Annotated in this window: 22 protein-coding genes; 2 read left to right on the top strand and 20 right to left on the bottom strand. The window is 46.3% G+C overall.

Features of this window, described 5'->3' with window-relative positions; translation table 11 throughout:
- Positions 1–169: 169 nt before the first annotated feature.
- A complete protein-coding gene (locus DW657_RS04555; protein ID WP_118311589.1) occupies positions 170–973 on the top strand; it encodes a DUF5106 domain-containing protein in 804 nt (267 codons plus the stop codon).
- A 195-nt stretch (positions 974–1,168) separates the two neighbouring features.
- Here the strand turns inward: DW657_RS04555 and DW657_RS04560 are convergent, their stop codons facing one another.
- From DW657_RS04560 to DW657_RS04575, 4 genes are all read right to left on the bottom strand, one after another.
- Positions 1,169–1,657, bottom strand: coding sequence for a hypothetical protein (locus tag DW657_RS04560; protein WP_147327873.1), 489 nt, complete (start codon positions 1,655–1,657; stop codon positions 1,169–1,171).
- A gap of 365 nt (positions 1,658–2,022) precedes the next feature.
- Positions 2,023–3,036 (bottom strand): class II fructose-bisphosphate aldolase, encoded by a 1,014-nt coding sequence (locus DW657_RS04565; protein ID WP_118311590.1) that lies wholly within the window; start codon positions 3,034–3,036, stop codon positions 2,023–2,025.
- 188 nt (positions 3,037–3,224) lie between these two features.
- Positions 3,225–4,451 carry a sugar MFS transporter gene (locus DW657_RS04570; protein WP_118311591.1) on the bottom strand — a complete coding sequence of 409 codons (1,227 nt, stop codon included), beginning with the start codon at positions 4,449–4,451 and terminating at the stop codon, positions 3,225–3,227.
- A 64-nt stretch (positions 4,452–4,515) separates the two neighbouring features.
- Positions 4,516–7,557 carry a PEP/pyruvate-binding domain-containing protein gene (locus tag DW657_RS04575; protein WP_118311592.1) on the bottom strand — a complete coding sequence of 1,014 codons (3,042 nt, stop codon included), beginning with the start codon at positions 7,555–7,557 and terminating at the stop codon, positions 4,516–4,518.
- Positions 7,558–7,656: 99 nt separating this feature from the next.
- Here DW657_RS04575 and DW657_RS04580 point away from each other — a divergent pair, with 99 nt between their 5' ends.
- Positions 7,657–8,220 carry a septal ring lytic transglycosylase RlpA family protein gene (locus DW657_RS04580; RefSeq protein WP_089543907.1) on the top strand — a complete coding sequence of 188 codons (564 nt, stop codon included), beginning with the start codon at positions 7,657–7,659 and terminating at the stop codon, positions 8,218–8,220.
- Between the two features lie 236 nt (positions 8,221–8,456).
- Here DW657_RS04580 and DW657_RS04585 read toward each other — a convergent pair whose 3' ends face one another.
- From DW657_RS04585 to rpsH, 16 genes are all read right to left on the bottom strand, one after another.
- Positions 8,457–9,263 carry a hypothetical protein gene (locus DW657_RS04585; RefSeq protein ID WP_118311622.1) on the bottom strand — a complete coding sequence of 269 codons (807 nt, stop codon included), beginning with the start codon at positions 9,261–9,263 and terminating at the stop codon, positions 8,457–8,459.
- 152 nt (positions 9,264–9,415) lie between these two features.
- Complete coding sequence (rplQ, locus tag DW657_RS04590) at positions 9,416–9,901, bottom strand: 50S ribosomal protein L17 (protein ID WP_118311593.1); 486 nt, start codon at positions 9,899–9,901, stop codon at positions 9,416–9,418.
- 33 nt (positions 9,902–9,934) lie between these two features.
- Positions 9,935–10,930 (bottom strand): DNA-directed RNA polymerase subunit alpha, encoded by a 996-nt coding sequence (locus DW657_RS04595; protein WP_089543911.1) that lies wholly within the window; start codon positions 10,928–10,930, stop codon positions 9,935–9,937.
- Positions 10,931–10,942: 12 nt separating this feature from the next.
- On the bottom strand, positions 10,943–11,548 hold the full coding sequence (rpsD, locus tag DW657_RS04600) for a 30S ribosomal protein S4 (protein WP_089543912.1): 606 nt from the start codon (positions 11,546–11,548) through the stop codon (positions 10,943–10,945).
- 42 nt (positions 11,549–11,590) lie between these two features.
- On the bottom strand, positions 11,591–11,980 hold the full coding sequence (rpsK, locus tag DW657_RS04605) for a 30S ribosomal protein S11 (RefSeq protein WP_089543913.1): 390 nt from the start codon (positions 11,978–11,980) through the stop codon (positions 11,591–11,593).
- 20 nt (positions 11,981–12,000) lie between these two features.
- Complete coding sequence (rpsM, locus tag DW657_RS04610; protein WP_117662532.1) at positions 12,001–12,381, bottom strand: 30S ribosomal protein S13; 381 nt, start codon at positions 12,379–12,381, stop codon at positions 12,001–12,003.
- Between the two features lie 98 nt (positions 12,382–12,479).
- Positions 12,480–12,596, bottom strand: a complete 117-nt coding sequence (rpmJ, locus tag DW657_RS04615; RefSeq protein ID WP_006848814.1) for a 50S ribosomal protein L36 — start codon at positions 12,594–12,596, stop codon at positions 12,480–12,482.
- Between the two features lie 17 nt (positions 12,597–12,613).
- A complete protein-coding gene (infA, locus tag DW657_RS04620) occupies positions 12,614–12,832 on the bottom strand; it encodes a translation initiation factor IF-1 (RefSeq protein WP_006848815.1) in 219 nt (72 codons plus the stop codon).
- 2 nt (positions 12,833–12,834) lie between these two features.
- A complete protein-coding gene (gene map / locus DW657_RS04625) occupies positions 12,835–13,635 on the bottom strand; it encodes a type I methionyl aminopeptidase (RefSeq protein ID WP_118311594.1) in 801 nt (266 codons plus the stop codon).
- A gap of 15 nt (positions 13,636–13,650) precedes the next feature.
- Positions 13,651–14,988: a preprotein translocase subunit SecY gene (gene secY, locus DW657_RS04630; protein ID WP_089543915.1), complete on the bottom strand. Its 1,338-nt coding sequence runs from the start codon at positions 14,986–14,988 to the stop codon at positions 13,651–13,653.
- 3 nt (positions 14,989–14,991) lie between these two features.
- The gene (gene rplO, locus DW657_RS04635; protein ID WP_006848817.1) at positions 14,992–15,438 is read right to left on the bottom strand and encodes a 50S ribosomal protein L15; all 447 of its coding nucleotides are present in this window, start codon (positions 15,436–15,438) and stop codon (positions 14,992–14,994) included.
- A 26-nt stretch (positions 15,439–15,464) separates the two neighbouring features.
- On the bottom strand, positions 15,465–15,641 hold the full coding sequence (rpmD, locus tag DW657_RS04640; RefSeq protein WP_089543917.1) for a 50S ribosomal protein L30: 177 nt from the start codon (positions 15,639–15,641) through the stop codon (positions 15,465–15,467).
- Positions 15,642–15,657: 16 nt separating this feature from the next.
- Positions 15,658–16,170, bottom strand: a complete 513-nt coding sequence (gene rpsE / locus DW657_RS04645; protein WP_117662536.1) for a 30S ribosomal protein S5 — start codon at positions 16,168–16,170, stop codon at positions 15,658–15,660.
- Positions 16,171–16,176: 6 nt separating this feature from the next.
- Positions 16,177–16,521 carry a 50S ribosomal protein L18 gene (rplR, locus tag DW657_RS04650; RefSeq protein WP_089543919.1) on the bottom strand — a complete coding sequence of 115 codons (345 nt, stop codon included), beginning with the start codon at positions 16,519–16,521 and terminating at the stop codon, positions 16,177–16,179.
- 18 nt (positions 16,522–16,539) lie between these two features.
- A complete protein-coding gene (gene rplF / locus DW657_RS04655) occupies positions 16,540–17,112 on the bottom strand; it encodes a 50S ribosomal protein L6 (RefSeq protein ID WP_089543920.1) in 573 nt (190 codons plus the stop codon).
- A gap of 14 nt (positions 17,113–17,126) precedes the next feature.
- On the bottom strand, positions 17,127–17,522 hold the full coding sequence (rpsH, locus tag DW657_RS04660; protein WP_006848822.1) for a 30S ribosomal protein S8: 396 nt from the start codon (positions 17,520–17,522) through the stop codon (positions 17,127–17,129).
- Positions 17,523–17,567: the final 45 nt, after the last annotated feature.

Below are 17,567 nucleotides of genomic sequence, written 5' to 3' on the forward strand. Positions count from 1 at the left end.
TTCTGCTCAAATCTCCCGCTATGCGGAAAGTGATATGGTCAGAGAAGCGGTAAAGACTACAAAGCTCCACAAGCTGGTGGTCATCTACCGCGGAACGGAAATGGTGGCTTGCGAGGAAATATAATTACCGGAGAAGAATTACAGATTCAACAAATAATAAAATGATGAAATGATGAAAGCAAGACATATCTCTTATCTTATCGCATGCATGCTCATGATATGCTGCCTGAATACCCAGGCGCAGAATACATTCCCCTACCCTGCGCTGCCTGATACGCTGCGCAGCGTAGAACAGCGCGCTACCTACCTCAGCGAGCACTACTGGGACAACTATCAGTTTGCTGATACTACCCAACTGAAAAATGAGGAGATTACAGAACAGGGATTCGTCAACTTCATCGATATCCTCGCCCGTTTCAACGACGAGATTGCCCAGAAAGGCATCAGCGCCTTCACTGCCAAGGCTTACGCACAGAAGCCTGCCAAGGAGAAATTCGAGAGCCTGATAGAGCATTATTTCGACGACCCACAGTCGCCGATGAGAAACGACAGGGTGTATAGCTTCTTCCTGGCGGAAATGAAGAAGTCGCCTTACTTCGATGAAGCGGAAAAGGAACGCATCGACTTCAAGTGGAAGGCGGCACGGAAAAACCTGCCAGGCACCAAGGCTACCAACCTCTCCTTCAAGCTGGAAGATGGAAAAATGCATCAGTTGACTGACTATCAGAACGAAAAGGTGATACTCTACTTCTATGATCCGGAATGCGAGAATTGCCACAAGGTTACGGCGTGGCTGAAAAAACAGACCATTCCTGCTGAATACAGAATGCTCAGAATCATTGCGGATGATCAGATTAGTGCTACTTACAGCATCAAGGCGATGCCTACGATTTACTTATTAGACAAAGGCAACATCGTGGTTTTAAAGGACTGTACGCCGGAACTGCTCATCAGCGTAATCAATAACAATTAATAAAAAAAAACTAGACTGGTCGTCTGAGCGACGCTCAACTTATTATCATTTACATTTACATTTACTATTATTCAAATACATTATTTAATTATTCAATTTACATTCTTTAATCACACTTTCTATATTATATTATCTATTCTACCTATTTATATTGAATCATAATCGTAAGGTATTGTATTAATCATATACCCTATCTTATTTCGCCTTTGAAGAGTCGTAATGCATATTGAACTCCTCGCGAGTGTGGTCGTTTCTCTTAACTACGATCACATAGTCACCATCCTTAACTATTCCAACCTTCGCAACAAGAGTGAAATAACCATACTTACCAGACTTGCCGTAATCGCCTGTCTCGGTGATGATAATCTTGTTGCCAACTAACTGAGAGTCAAACTTGATATTTGTGCCCTCATCAAAGATTACATTCTTGTGAGTCAACTGCAACTGACCACCAGAAAGAACCTTGCATACCAGCTTCTCGTTGTTCTCACCATTGATGTTAGAGGTTTCATTTACCTCAGCACCGGTTGTCTGTGAATAACTGAGCAGTGAGAAGTTTGACTTTGTTGTAACGGTGTTGACACGTGTTGTTGTATCGCCCGTCAAATCATCGTCAGCCGCACTGCAGCTTACTAAACCCAATGCCATCATACAAGTGATGACCATTCCAAAAAACTTTTTCATATTTTATCATTTACTAATTGTTATTCAATCATTTAAACCTGGTCTCCTCTTACAAGCATCTGCGGGGTTGCAGCACTCTGGAAGACTTCCAAAATAACCTTTCGGCCTAAATCATCTTTTACAATATACAAATGATATACAAGAATCTCAAAATGTAGTTCTTACATTTGTTCGGCTGCAAATTTAGAGAAAAAAGTAATACGCTCCAAACTTTTTAGGTTAAATTATGTGAAGACACAGAACGTTCACGCACACAACAATCCTGTTACATAACAAAATGAAAGAAAGATGAAAGAAAAGGGCATTAAAAAAGCGGAAACCCCGAAGGATTCCCGCTACTATTTTGGGTTGATAAATCTCGAAGATTAGTCGAGGTTAGCCAACTTGTTGTCAGAATGAAGAACATCCTTGATCTTGTGGCTATAGAGGTCAACCATGTACTCACGAGCCTTACCGCAGTACTGACGTGGGTCGAAGTACTCTGGGTGCTCAGCCAATGTCTCACGAACACCTGCTGTGAAAGCAAGACGAGAGTCAGAGTCAATATTGATCTTGCAAACAGCGCTCTCAGAAGCCTTAGTCAACTGCTCCTCTGGGATACCAACTGCATCTGGCAACTTACCACCGAACTTGTTGATGATATCAACATACTCCTGAGGAACTGAAGAAGAACCGTGGAGAACGATAGGGAAACCAGGAAGCTGCTCCTCAACTGCTGCCAATACGTCGAATGCCAATGGAGGAGGAACGAGGTGACCAGTCTTAGGGTCACGTGTGCACTGCTCTGGCTTGAACTTGTAAGCACCGTGAGAAGTACCGATAGAGATAGCCAATGAATCAACACCTGTACGTGTAGCGAAATCAACAACCTCCTCAGGCTTTGTATAGTGAGACTCCTCAGCTACTACGTCATCCTCTACACCAGCGAGGACACCGAGCTCACCCTCTACAGTTACACCGAACTGATGAGCGTAATCAACAACCTTCTTTGTCAATGCAATGTTCTCCTCGTATGGAAGAGCAGAACCATCGATCATTACAGAAGAGAAACCGAAATCTACACAGTCTTTACATGTCTCGAAGCTATCACCGTGATCGAGGTGGAGAACGATCTCAGGATGGTTGCAACCCAACTCCTTAGCATACTCTACAGCACCCTCTGCCATGTAGCGGAGCAATGTAGGGTTAGCATACTTACGAGCACCCTTAGATACCTGGAGGATAACTGGTGACTTCAAGTTTGAAGAAGCCTGGATGATAGCCTGGAGCTGCTCCAAGTTGTTGAAGTTGAAAGCAGGAACGGCCCAACCGCCCTTGATAGCTCTTGCGAACATTTCCTTAGTGTTCACAAGACCGATTTTCTTGTAATCTACTGCCATAATTGTTATTAATTTTATTGTTTAATGAAACATTCTATTCATTTTTATCTGGTGGATTCTAAACGCCCCCACCATAACCGAGTGCAAATTTAACTTTTTCTTTTGAGACAGCAAAAAATATGCTTACTTTTTCGTGTTACAAGCGAGTTAAAAAAGTTAATTCCCCCTTTTTAGTCGCCTAAAACCCCTTATTTGCTAATTGCACTTTGCAATTTGTACTCCCGAACGGCATAAGCCAAGACGATGAGAAAACCCACGAAAGGTACCACGAAAGGCAGGGTGACATGGGTGGTATCGGCTATCATTCCCATCAGCAGGAAGCCGCATCCACCTATCGGAGTCATCATCAGGAGCGAGGATGCCGACTTGGTGAGATTGCCCAATCCCGTGAGGGCGATGCTGAAGATGGTAGGGAACATGATTGCCTCGAAAAGATAGTTGCCCACCAGGGCTACCAGCGATACGATGCCCAGATCGCAAAGCACCAGTCCGACGCAGACCACGCTGCCCACGGCACAGATGAGGAGCATGGTGGTTGCCTGGATATGGCGCATGATCCAGCTGCCCAGGAATCTGCCTACCATGAAGAACGCCAGGGCAAGGGTGAGGACGAGAGAGGCGGTGCGGTCGCTCATCCAATGCATGCCGGTGACGAAATTGATGAAGTAGGAATTGATGGATATCTCGGCTACCTCATAGCTCAGAAGGGCAAAGAGGCCGAAGACGAACATCCTGTGGTTGGCAAAGAGCTTGGCGATATTGCTGCCCTTCGCCTTGTCTTCCGTCGTCTGCTGGTGCTGGATTTCCGGCAGATCGACACGGGAGAACACCACGGCGATGGCAAGCACCAGAACGCCCAGGATGGCATAAGGTATGACCACATTGCCGCCCTGCTGCGTATCATTGAAGAGGAACTGACCGATGCAGAAGGTGGCAAAGATGCTGCCCAGTCCATTGAACGACTGCGAGAGGTTCAATCGGCTGGTAGCGGTCTCCCTGGCACCCAGTTCGGTAACGTATGGATTGGCGGCTGTTTCGAGGAACACCAGTCCGCATCCGATGACGAAGAGGCAGAAGAGGAAGGCTGAGAAGCTGCCTATCGATGCCCCCGGAATAAAGAAGATGGCACCCAGACCGAAGAGCAGGAGGCCGAACACTACGCCACGGCGATAGCCATACTTATTGATGAAGATGCCCGCCGGTATAGCCATGAGGAAATAACCCAGATAGGTGGTTACCTGGATCAGGGCTGACTGGGTGATACTGATGTGCAGGGCATTCTGGAAGTGCTTGTTGAGCACATCGAGAATGGCACGCGCGAAGCCCCACAAGAAGAAGAGCGACGTGATGAGAATGAACGGGACAAGATATTTCTTGTCGCTCACTGAATGGTTTTCTGTTTCTTGGTTCAACATTTTTTTATTCTATTTCTTTTTTACTGAACACTTTTTTATTCTTGATGCCGGCAGTGCCGGGAGCCTATTCCTGCGGATGCAGGACAGCTCCCTCCTGCTTCTTGCCATCCATCAGGATTCTGAGCGGACGGTCGAAGCGTACATGGCGCACATACTGCGTCTCCTCTACGGCTGGCATCGCATCCAATATCTCCTTGTTCACGAAGCCTCCCTCTTCGGTATTGGTATCTACCGTGAAATAGCCCACGCCGAAAGAGGTGAGGTTCTGGAAGAAGTGGGTGCCCTGACTCGGATCGATGTTGTAATTCTTCAATGCCACCTCTACGATGACGCGGGCGGCACTGATATGAGGCCACTTGACCGGTACGCCCAGGTAATGATCACTCGATCCCCAGCGGCCCGGACCTATCAGCACATAATTCTTGCCATCTGCCAGGAACTTGCGGTTGATGCGCTCGATATCATCGGCTACATAGAAGTTGTTCATCGCCGAGAAGTGGTCATCGTACTTCACATACACCACATCGGTGACATCCTCGCTGATGCCATGGCCCAGGGAGTTGTGGGAACGGAGCAGACAGTCGGCATCCGGTATCGCCCTGACATCCTCGTCGAGCATCTCCTTGGCATCCACGATCGGACGGATCTGGAGGAGATAGAAATCGCAGGTCTTGTCGGCATGGATATTGCAGGCAAACTCAATCTCCACCGGTCGGCGCATCGCCTCGGAACCGCACTTCATCGACATCTGCATGAGTTCCGGCAGGGGTACCACATCGTGCTGGAGCACTCCGGCAAAGGTGATGAGCTTGCGGCCGGTTTCATACACACCGTCGTTGATGACCTGATCGTAAGGGTCGAAGGTAGAGGCGATGTAGTTGAGACTCTGGTCTTCTACCGCATCCTTCACGCGGAGCTTGAGGATATTGAATCCGTCATCCACCTTGAAGTCATCGCCCACATGCTTCATGTCGAGGGCGTAGAACTGGGTCTGGGTATCGCGCAGCGCCATCTCCGTCTCGGAAGTCTGCAGCACCTGATGCGGATGATACGGACAGACGCGGAGGGTCTGACCGCCATCCACGATATACTTACCCAATCCGAGGGCAAGACTGGCAATACCCTCCTCTGCCTCCTCATCGCCGATAGGATAATAGTTGAGCGAACGGAGCACGCCACTCATCGTAGGATAATAGCGGGTGCCATAGTCCTTGCCCACCACCTCCTGCAGGATTACCGCCATCTTCTCCTGGTCGATGACGTTGCGGGTGGCGGTCATGTATGCCTTGGAATCGCGATAGAACACCGAGGCATACACGCCCTTGATGGCGCAGGCGAGCATCTGGAGCATCTGATACTTATCCGCGAGATAAGGTATCATATAGGTGGAATAGATGCCGGCGAAAGGCTGATAGTGGGCATCCTCGAGCAACGAACTGGAACGGATGGCGATAGGACTCTTCGTTGCCTCGAAGAAGGTGAAGAAGTCGGCTATCAGCGAATCGGGCAGCTGAGCATGGAGGAAGTGCTTCAGGATTTCATCATCGCTGGCATCGCTCAAAGCTATCGGATAGAGATTGTTGCTCATCATGAACTCGTCGAAGATATCGGTACAGAGCACCACGGTCTTCGGAATCTGCACGGTGGCATTCTCATACTGGTTGAACTCGGGATGGCGCTTGATGATGTTGTCAAGGAAGGCTAGTCCCCTGCCCTTTCCACCCAGCGATCCTTCGCCGATGCGGGCAAAATGGGCGTACTTGTCGAACTTCATACGGTCGAACACGGCAACCACGCCCAGGTTCTTCATGTGACGGTACTGCACGATGGCATCGAAGATGATCTGCCGGTGGGCATCCACATCCTGCAGCTTCTCCCAGGTGACGTGCTTCAGGAAGGCGGAAACCGGGAAGATGGCACGGGCACAGAGCCAACGGCTCATGTGGTTGCGGCTGATATGATAGAGCATCGAATCGTTGGGGATGTTGAAGATGTTATCCTGCAACTCCTTCAGACTGCGGATGCGCATGATTTCCTCGTGGGTTTTCGGATCGCGGAAGATGAAATCGCCGAAGCCCATGTGCTTCTCCATCAGGCGACGGAGATCCACACTCATCTTCTTGGAGTTCTTATCTACAAAGCGGAATCCCTCGGCTTCTGCCTTGGCACGGTTGTCGCTCTCGGAACTCTCGATGATGAGCGGCACGAACGGATCGGTCTTGCGGATGTAACGGAAGAGACGCAATCCGGCATCAGGACATTTCTCACGTCCGAAGGTATCGGTGCCGTGCTCGGGATTCGCCTCCTGCTCCACCTCGTTGCCAAAAGCCTTGGCGGCACTCTTCAACGGGAATCGGGCATCGCTGATGACACCCAGGGTATTGTTGGAATACTTATCGTAGAGTTTCTGCGCCTCTTCGTAGGTACGGGCGAGCACCACCTTCGGACGGCCACGCATTCGCATCGTGGCAGCATGGCGGTTGAGGGCTTCCTTGGAAAAATTCTTGCTCTGCTCGAGGATATAGTTGTAGAGGTTGGGCAGGATGGAACTGTAGAAGCGCACGGAGTCTTCTACCAGGAGTATCATCTGCACGCCTGCCTCCCGGATATCGTGCTCCAGGTTCATCTTATCCTCTATGAGCTTGATGATGGAGAGGATGAGGTTGGTGTTGCCCAGCCAGCAGAACACGTAATCGAAGATGCTGAGGTCTTCGTTCTCCATTCGCTTGGTGATGCCGTGGGAGAACGGGGTGAGTACCACGCAATGGATATTCGGGAACTTGCCCTTGATATCGCGCGCCACATCGAAGGCATCGTTGTCGGCATTGCCCGGCATACAGATGACGAGGTCGATGACGGTGGAGCGCAGCACCTGGGCTGCCTCTTCGGTGGTTGAGACCTGGGTGAAGGTTGGGGGATAACGGAGTCCCAGCTCCATATACTCATTATATATCTTCTCCTCGATGCGTCCATCATCTTCTAGCATGAACGCATCGTAAGGGTTGGCTACAATCAAGACATTGTAGATACGTCGCATCATGAGATTGACAAATGATACGTCTTTCAAATAGAACTTATTCCACTCTTGGGGTACATTATTTTCCATATGTGTAGCGAATTATAGTGCAAAGATACTGATTTTCTGAGATTTTCTTGCATTTTTCATCGTTTTTTTATATATTTGCAAACAAAATATCGAGAAGTTATGAAAAGAAGATTATTTATCATAGCATTATTGAGTACATTTCTGAGTACATTATCATGCATCCCATGCTGCGGTCAGAAGCATCAGCGTGGCAAGGCATCCTATTACTCTAAACGTGCCACAGGTGCCAGATCGGCAAGTGGACAGAGAATCCACCATGACAGTCTGACGTGTGCACACCGTTATTATCCCTTCGGCACGATGCTGAAGGTTACGAATCTGAGAAATGACAAGAGTGTAATCGTTGAAGTGATCGACCGTGGTCCGTTCGGAAGGGGAAGAATCATCGACCTTTCCTGGGCAGCCGCGAAAGAAATCGACATGATTTCGCAGGGTGTGGCTACGGTGAAGGTAGAAAGACTGGATAACCCTGTTCCTTTCAAGCCTGAGGATAGCAAGCTCCCGAAGATAGATTTCGAAATGGCTGAGTTTGAACCAAAACATTATTTCGAAAAGAAGGAAAAGGCAAGGGAGAAGGCTGAAGCAAAGATCGAGGCAAAGGAAAAAGCTAAAGCCAAGGTCGAAGCAAAAGAAAAAGCCCCTCATCACCGCCATACGCCCTAAAAGGCAAAAGCTCCCAGCACCAACACGCCCTAAAAGGCAAAAGCTCCCAGCACCAACACGCCCTGAAAGGGCAGAAGCTCCTAGCCCAGGGCAACACCCTGGGTAAACCAGCTATGTACAATACGCCCTGAAAGGGCAAAAGCTTTATACTCCCCCCAAAAAAGAAAAAAGCAAGAACCAGCAATCAAGCTGTTTCTTGCTTTTTTTGATTTTATGTTGCAACTACTAGGGGATTATTATCTCTTGGTAGGGATATTGAATTCATTGACCTTGGAAATGGATTTTCCCTCGTGAATCACACTCACACAGAACCGTGCCATTCCATCCTTTAACTTTCTATCCGCTTTCACCATTGCGGTGTATCGAACACCCGATCCTGGGGAAATCTTCTCGACATGGATACTCGGCGAGATGAAGATATGCTTGTTGCCGGTGGTTTCAACCACGGTTGGAACAACATCGTAAACCGGCTCATGACCTCGGTTGACAATCTCGAATATCACCTTGCAGGTTTCATTGCGATTCAAACAATTATCTTCGTTGTCATCAACAAACCGAGCATTCACAATCTCCAAAGTAGGAGAATAGGAGAATCGGGCACCAAGCTCCTCAACGGTAGCAGTCGGCATCGAAGTAGTAGGCTGCTGGGCACTGTAATCGCCGGTATAGTCCTTGCCCTTGAAATCATAGAGACGGTCATCACCCCCATTGTTGGAATCAAAGATCTCCGGATTATCAGTTACGGGAGTATTGCTGTAATCACTTCCGGAGCGCCGCTCTACTCTATCCTGCTTGTAAGCTGCTTCACGGTCAGCCTGCGCCTTATCTGCCTGACTTCCGATGACAGCACCTACAACAGCACCGCCAGCCATGCCGATGATGGTTCCCATATCAGAACCTCTAGGTCCACCAGATAATCCACCGATAGCAGAACCGAGAATGGAGCCGATGGAACCTCCAGCATAGGCTCCACTGCCAGTATATGTATCGCAACTGCTCATCACCAACGAAGAACAGAGCATCAAAAGAATCACTTTTTTCATAACCATATCATTTAATTCTGCTGCAAAAGTACAACTATTTATTGAAAACATCAAGAAAGAATCCCTAAATAAAGTTAGGGAATCCCCTAAAACAAAAAAAGCGCCTCTGTCTAACGACAGAAGCGCTAATATATAGTGAGATCAGTTGTAACTTATTCAGCTGCAGCCTCTTCAGTTGCAGGTGTCTCAGTTGCAGGAGCCTCCTCAGCCTTTGTTGCCTTGCGACTACGACGAGTCTTCTTAGCAGCAGCCTTAGGAGTCTTAGCCATGTTCTCATCAAAGTCAACGAGCTCGATGAAAGCGATCTCAGCTGCGTCACCCTGACGGGTACCCAACTTGATAACGCGAGTGTAACCACCAGGACGGTTAGCTACCTTCTCAGCTACCTCACCGAAGAGAGCCTTCACAGCGTACTTGTTCTGAAGATAACGGAAAACAACACGACGTGATGTAGTTGTATCATTCTTTGAACGTGTGATCAGTGGCTCAACATACTTCTTAAGAGCCTTTGCCTTTGCGAGGGTCGTAGTGATTCTTTTGTGCTCACTCAAGATAAGTGATGCAGCCATGTTAGCCAACATCGCGTTACGATGAGAAGCAGTACGACCTAAATGGTTGAATTTCTTATTGTGTCTCATTTTAATTTTTGTTCTTTTTGGACAAAGGATGCATTACGCATCCTTGTCTAATTTATACTTTGAAATATCAGTTCCAAAAGACAGATTCAGACTCTCGAGCAAATCATCAAGCTCTGAGAGCGATTTCTTACCGAAGTTGCGGAACTTCAAGAGGTCAGTCTTGTTAAACTGAACCAAATCACCCAAGGTATCTACATCAGCTGCCTTCAAGCAGTTGAGCGCACGAACACTGAGGTTCATATCTACGAGACGAGTTTTGAGCAACTGGCGCATGTGAAGAACCTCCTCATCAAACTCCTGGTTGGTATCCTGATCAGGACTCTCCAGGGTAATCTTCTCATCAGAGAAGAGCATGAAGTGATAGATAAGGATCTTCGCAGCCTCTTTCAGCGCATCCTTAGGACTAATGGAACCATCTGTTGTAACTTCGAGTACGAGCTTGTCATAGTCGGTCTTCTGTTCAACACGATATGGCTCAACCGCATACTTTACGTTACGGATAGGGGTGTAGATGGAATCGATTGGGAGAACGTTAACGTCTGTGCAGAATTGACGATTCTCATCAGCAGGAACGTATCCACGTCCCTTATTAATTGTCAGATCAATCTGCATCGAAGCTTTGGAGTCTAAATGACAAATCACCAAATCAGGGTTTAACACTTCAAATCCAGTCAGATACTTGCCTATATCACCAGCCTTGAATTCTGTAGAATTCTCAACGGTGATACTAACTTTCTCATTCTCGAATTCTTCTACTACTTGCTTGAATCGAACTTGCTTGAGATTCAAGATAATGTTGGTAACATCTTCCTTTACACCAGGAACTGAAGAGAACTCGTGCTCAACACCCGCGATGCGGATGGTGTTCACAGCGTAACCCTCCAATGATGAAAGGAGAATGCGGCGCAAGGCGTTACCGATGGTAACACCAAAGCCAGGCTCCAACGGACGGAACTCAAACTTTCCGAACTGGTTGTCAGCCTCCAGCATTACTACTTTATCAGGTTTTTGAAATGCTAATATCGCCATTAATTTAATGATTTATTTAGAGTACAACTCAACGATTAACTGCTCCTTAATATTCTCTGGAATGTCAGCACGCTCTGGCTTGTGCAAGAACTTGCCACTCTTAGAATTGTCGTCCCACTCAATCCATGGGTACTTGCTATGATTGAAACCAGCAAGTGCTGCCTCGATTACCTCGAGAGACTTAGACTTCTCACGAACGGCAACTACCATACCTGGCTTAACTGCAAATGAAGGGATATTAACTACCTTGCCATCAACAGTGATGTGCTTGTGACCCACCAACTGACGTGCAGCAGCACGAGTAGGAGCGATACCAAGACGGAATACCACGTTGTCGAGACGGCACTCGAGATTCTGGAGAAGAACCTCACCAGTAATACCCTCAGCCTTAGCAGCCTTCTCAAACATATTACGGAACTGACGCTCTAATACACCGTAAGTGTACTTAGCCTTCTGCTTCTCTGCCAACATGACACCGTACTCAGACATCTTGCGACGACGGTTGTTGCCATGCTGTCCAGGAGGGAAGTTTCTCTTGGACAAAACTTTGTCTGCGCCGAAGATTGGCTCACCAAAACGACGCGCAATTTTAGATTTCGGACCTATATATCTAGCCATAATATTTATAAAATGCTATAATGTTTGTATCAATGAATGCTATTATACACGACGACGCTTTGGAGGGCGACATCCGTTGTGTGGTAATGGAGTTACGTCAACGATCTCAGTTACCTCGATACCTGCACCGTGTACGGCACGGATAGCAGACTCACGACCGTTACCTGGACCCTTTACGTATGCCTTAACCTTGCGAAGACCAAGGTCGAAAGCTACCTTTGCACAATCCTCTGCAGCCATCTGAGCAGCATAAGGAGTGTTCTTCTTAGAACCACGGAAACCCATCTTACCAGCTGAAGACCAAGAGATAACCTGACCCTCGTTGTTAGCAAGAGATACAATGATGTTGTTGAATGAGCTGTGTACGTGGAGCTGACCGATTGCGTCAACACGTACGTTTCTCTTCTTAGATGTTGCTTTTTGCTTTGCCATAATTAATTTCCTCCTTAGAATTACTTAGTAGCCTTCTTCTTATTAGCAACAGTCTTCTTCTTACCCTTGCGAGTACGAGCATTATTCTTTGTGCTCTGACCGCGAACTGGAAGACCATTACGATGTCTAACTCCACGATAGCAACCAATATCCATCAGTCGCTTAATGTTCATCTGGATCTCTGAACGGAGATCACCTTCAACCTTGAACTCAGCGCCGATAATTTCACGGATCTTGGCTGCCTGATCGTCAGTCCACTCGCTGACTTTCAGGTCACGGCTTACACCTGCCTTATCCAATATCTTTGCTGAACTACTTCGACCGATACCATAGATATAGGTCAATGCGATTTCGCCACGCTTATTCTGGGGCAAATCTACTCCAACAATTCTTATTGCCATTGTTTAATAAAAAATTAAAAAATTAATACTTTGCGTTAAAAGCGGTGCAAAAGTACAACTTTTTTTTGAAACAGCCATACTTTTACAGAACTTTAACATTAGCCCTGACGCAATTTCATCTTAGGGTTCTTCTTGTTGATAACGAAGAGACGACCCTTACGACGTACGATCTTGCAATCAGCTGAACGCTTCTTCAATGATGCTCTTGTCTTCATAACCTTATATGTGATAATTATTTGTATCTAAAAACAATTCTACCCTTAGTCAAGTCGTATGGACTCATTTCCACCTTCACCTTATCACCAGGTAAAATCTTGATGTAATGCATTCTCATCTTACCAGAGATGTGGGCAGTAATGTCAACACCATTCTCCAATTCAACGCGGAACATAGCATTTGATAATGCCTCTACAATTGTTCCATCTTGCTCAATAGCGGCCTGTTTTGCCATAATTAAATTTTTTGTCCTTCTAAATGTTCAACTTCTACGAATGAAGATAAAATTTCAGCTTTACCTTTTCGAACAACGATTGTATGCTCAAAATGAGCTGCTGGTTGACGATCTCTAGTAACTATGCTCCACTTGTCGGGGAGCAAGCCAATCTGACGGTCGCCCATTGTTATCATCGGCTCAATAGCCAAGCACATTCCTTCCTTTAACAGAATGCCGGAACCACGACTGCCGTAATTACGAACGGGAGGATCCTCGTGCATAGCCCTGCCAATGCCATGACCTGTTAGCTCTCGTACTACTCCATAACCATATTGCTGGCAATGAGTCTGTACGGCGTAACCAATATCACCCAAATGCTTTCCTGCCACAGCCTGTTCGATACCCAGGTACAAAGATTCTTTAGTTACCTTAAGGAGTTGTTGAACATCGGAAGTTATCTCTCCAACAGCGAAAGTATAGCAACTGTCACCATTGAAACCTTCTAAAAGGGTGCCGCAGTCGATGGAGATAATATCACCATCCTTCAGCACGTCCTTCTCACTAGGAATACCATGTACTACTACATCATTGATGGAAGTACATATACTAGCGGGAAAAGGCTCTCCATAAGGATTAGGAAAATTCTTGAACGTTGGAATCGCACCGTGATCACGGATGAACTCCTCGGCTACCCTATCCAAATGGAGAGTCGTTACACCTGGTTTTATATGTTTACCTAATTCCGCAAGCGTTGCGCCAACGAGTTGGTTAGCCTTGCGCATCAGGTTAATTTCATCCTCTGTCTTCAGAAATATCTGCATTTCAAAAGATAAAGATTAATATGCAGCAACACCACCCTGACGAGTATGGCCTGAATTGAGAAGACCATCATAGTGGCGCATAAGCAAATGACTCTCGATCTGCTGCAATGTGTCAATCACAACACCTACCAAAATCAACAGAGAAGTACCTCCGAAGAATTGTGAGAAGGCCTGCTGCACATCAAGAAGTCCTGCAAGAGCTGGCATAATCGCAATAAATGCAATAAATAATGAACCTGGTAAAGTAATACGAGACATTACGGTATCAATGTACTCAGCGGTATCCTTACCTGGCTTAACACCTGGAATGAAACCATTGTTACGCTTCATATCCTCCGCCATCTGAGTTGGGTTCAATGTAATAGCAGTGTAGAAATATGTAAATGCAATCACGAGGATTACATAGATTACATTATAAAGTAAACTGCGGTTATCCATCAGCTGCTGAACAACGCTACTTGCATTTTCAGACTGGTAGCGAACTACTGCCAATGGAATGAACATCAAAGCCTGCGCAAAGATGATAGGCATTACGTTGGCTGCGAAAAGCTTCAATGGGATGTACTGACGTGCACCACCGTACTGCTTGTTACCAACCAATCGCTTAGCGTACTGAACCGGAATCTTACGTGTACCCTGTACCAGAAGAATTGAGGCACAAACTACAGCGTAGAGAATAAGGATCTCTACAATGAACATGATCAAACCACCACCAGAGATAGCCTGCAAACGAGAGGTCATCTCCTGCACGAATGCCTGAGGCAAACGAGCGATGATACCGATCATAATGATGAGAGAGATACCATTACCAACTCCCTTATCCGTGATACGCTCACCAAGCCAGAGAATAAACATACTTCCTGCTGCAAGGATGATAGTAGCTGGAATCATAAAGACGGTCCAGCTAATACCCGTTGCCAAAGCGTTAGCAGCCTGCATCTTCAAATTCAGAAGGTAACTAGGAGCCTGAAAGACCAGGATGGCTACAGTCAGGACTCTAGTGTACCATTGTATTTTCTTGCGGCCGCTCTCGCCCTCGCGCTGCATCTTCTGGAAGTAAGGTACAGCGACAGCAAGAAGCTGCATAACAATTGAAGCTGAGATATAAGGCATAATTCCCAATGCGAAGATAGACGCATTAGAAAATGCACCACCAGAGAACATGTCCAAAAGCGACATAAGACCGCCTGAGGTCTGCGACTGCAATTTTTCCAACATGCTCGGATTGATACCCGGAAGTACCACAAACGAGCCAAAACGGTAAATAGCCGTAAACAGAAGAGTAATGAGGAGTCTCTGACGGAGGTCCTCAATCTTCCAACAGTTCTTTAGTGTCTCAATAAACTTTTTCATTACTTAGATTATAGTTGCGTTACCACCTACTGCCTTGATTGCTTCTTCGGCAGTCTTTGAGAAAGCATTAGCTTCAACTTCCAATTTTGCTTTGAGTTCACCGTTACCGAGAACCTTAACGAGCTCCTTACCATTGGTAAGACCAGCTGCCTTGAGTTCCTCAATACCGATCTTTGTAAGGTTCTTTGCTTCTGCAAGAGCCTGAAGAGTTGAAAGGTTTACTGCGAAGTACTCCTTATGGTTGATATTCTTGAAACCAGCCTTTGGAACACGACGCTGCAATGGCATCTGACCACCTTCGAAACCAATCTTTCTCTTATAACCAGAACGAGCCTTGGCACCCTTGTGACCACGTGTAGAAGTACCACCGAGACCAGAACCTGGACCACGACCAATACGACGACGTGAATGGGTAGAACCTGCAGCAGGTTTCAAATTATTTAATTTCATAATCGTTCCTAATTTTTTGAGATTAATTAATCAACTACACTTACGAGGTGATGAACCTTACGGATCATACCACGGTTGCTAGGAGTATCCTCTACCTCAACAACCTGAGAAATCTTGCGGAGACCCAGACAAGCGAGTGTACGCTTCTGATCAACTGGAGCACCGATCTTACTCTTAATCTGCTTGACTTTAATTGTTGCCATATTCGATAAATCCTAATTAACCGTTAAATACTTTATCCATACTGATACCACGCTCACCTGCTACAGTGTAAGCATCACGCATCTCTGCGAGAGCAGCGATAGTAGCCTTTACCAGGTTGTGGGCATTAGATGAACCCTTAGACTTTGCAATAACGTCCTTGATACCTACGCTCTCAAGAACAGCACGCATAGCACCACCGGCCTTCAAACCAGTACCGGCAGCAGCTGGCTTGATGAGAACCTTAGCACCACCGAAAGCTGTCTCAACCTCGTGAGGAACTGTACCCTTGAGTACAGGAACCTTAACCAGGTTCTTCTTAGCAGCCTCAGTACCCTTAGCAATAGCAGCTGTAACCTCACCTGCCTTACCAAGACCGTAACCGATAACACCGTTACCGTCACCTACAACGACGATAGCAGCGAATGTGAAAGTACGACCACCCTTGGTAACCTTAGTTACACGGTTGATTGCAACCAAGCGATCCTTAAGTACTTCTTCGTTATTTACCTTTACTTTATCCATTGCCATAATCGTTTAAAATTTAAGACCACCATTACGAGCACCGTCAGCCAACTGCTTTACGCGACCGTGGTAGAGATAACCGTTACGGTCGAAAACTACTGACTCAACGCCAGCAGCCTTTGCCTTCTCTGCGATGAGCTCGCCAACCTTGGTTGCCTGCTCCTGCTTAGGCATCTTCTCCAAACCGAGTGAAGAAGCTGATGCAAGTGTAGTGCCTGTCAAATCATTAATAACCTGAGCGTAAATCTGCTTGTTAGAGCGGAATACACTGAGACGTGGACGCTCAGCTGTTCCGTTAACATTCTTGCGAATGCGGAACTTTATCTTAATTCGTCTTTCTACTTTCTTTGTTGTCATAATCGTAAATAATTAAAATTACTTAGCTGAAGCACTCTTACCAGACTTTCTGCGAATAACTTCACCCTTGAAGAGAATACCCTTACCCTTATAAGGCTCAGGCTTGCGGAAAGAACGAATTTTTGCACAAACGAGTCCCAACAACTGCTTGTCGCATGACTCCAATGTCAAGATTGGGTTCTGGTTTCTTTCAGACTTAGTCTCAACCTTAATCTCCTTAGGCAACTGGATGAAAATAGGGTGAGTGTAACCCAAAGCGAACTCGATCAAGTTGCCCTGGTTAGAAACACGATAACCAACACCTACCAATTCCAAAACCTTTGTATAACCAGCGCTAACGCCAACAACCATGTTGTGAACGAGAGAGCGATACAAACCGTGGAAAGCCTGCTTCTGCTTAACATTTACAGGACTATTTTCATCGATTTCAAAGCTAATCTGACCATCTGCGTTGATAAACTTGATAGATGGATCAATCCACTGAGAAAGTTCACCCTTAGGGCCCTTTACTGTACAAACGTGTGAATCGTTGTCATAGTTTACAGTAACACCTGCAGGGATACTAATTGGCAATTTTCCTATTCTAGACATATAAAAGCCTCCAATTAATAAATATAGCAAAGAACCTCGCCACCGATCTTAAGATCAGAAGCCTCTTTGTCTGTCATTACACCTTTGGATGTAGATAAGATAGCAATACCTAATCCGTTAATAACTCTTGGCATGTCCTTGTAACCAGTGTACTTACGCAAACCTGGAGTTGACACGCGCTTCAAACACTTGATAGCGTTTTGCTTTGTAGTTGGGTTGTACTTCAAGGCAACCTTGATTGAGCCCTGAGGACCATCCTCTACAAACTTGTAGTTGAGGATGTAACCTTTCTCGAAGAGGATCTTTGTAATCTCTTTCTTCAAGTTAGACGCAGGAACTTCTACAACACGGTGATGAGCCATGATTGCGTTTCTGAGTCTTGTCAGATAATCTGCTATTGGATCTGTCATAAAATATAAATGTTTAATTAATCGGGACTACCCCGACAATATTAA

Origin of the sequence: Prevotella sp. AM23-5 (assembly GCF_003473645.1) — a bacterium.
GTDB classification, from domain to species: domain Bacteria; phylum Bacteroidota; class Bacteroidia; order Bacteroidales; family Bacteroidaceae; genus Prevotella; species Prevotella copri_A.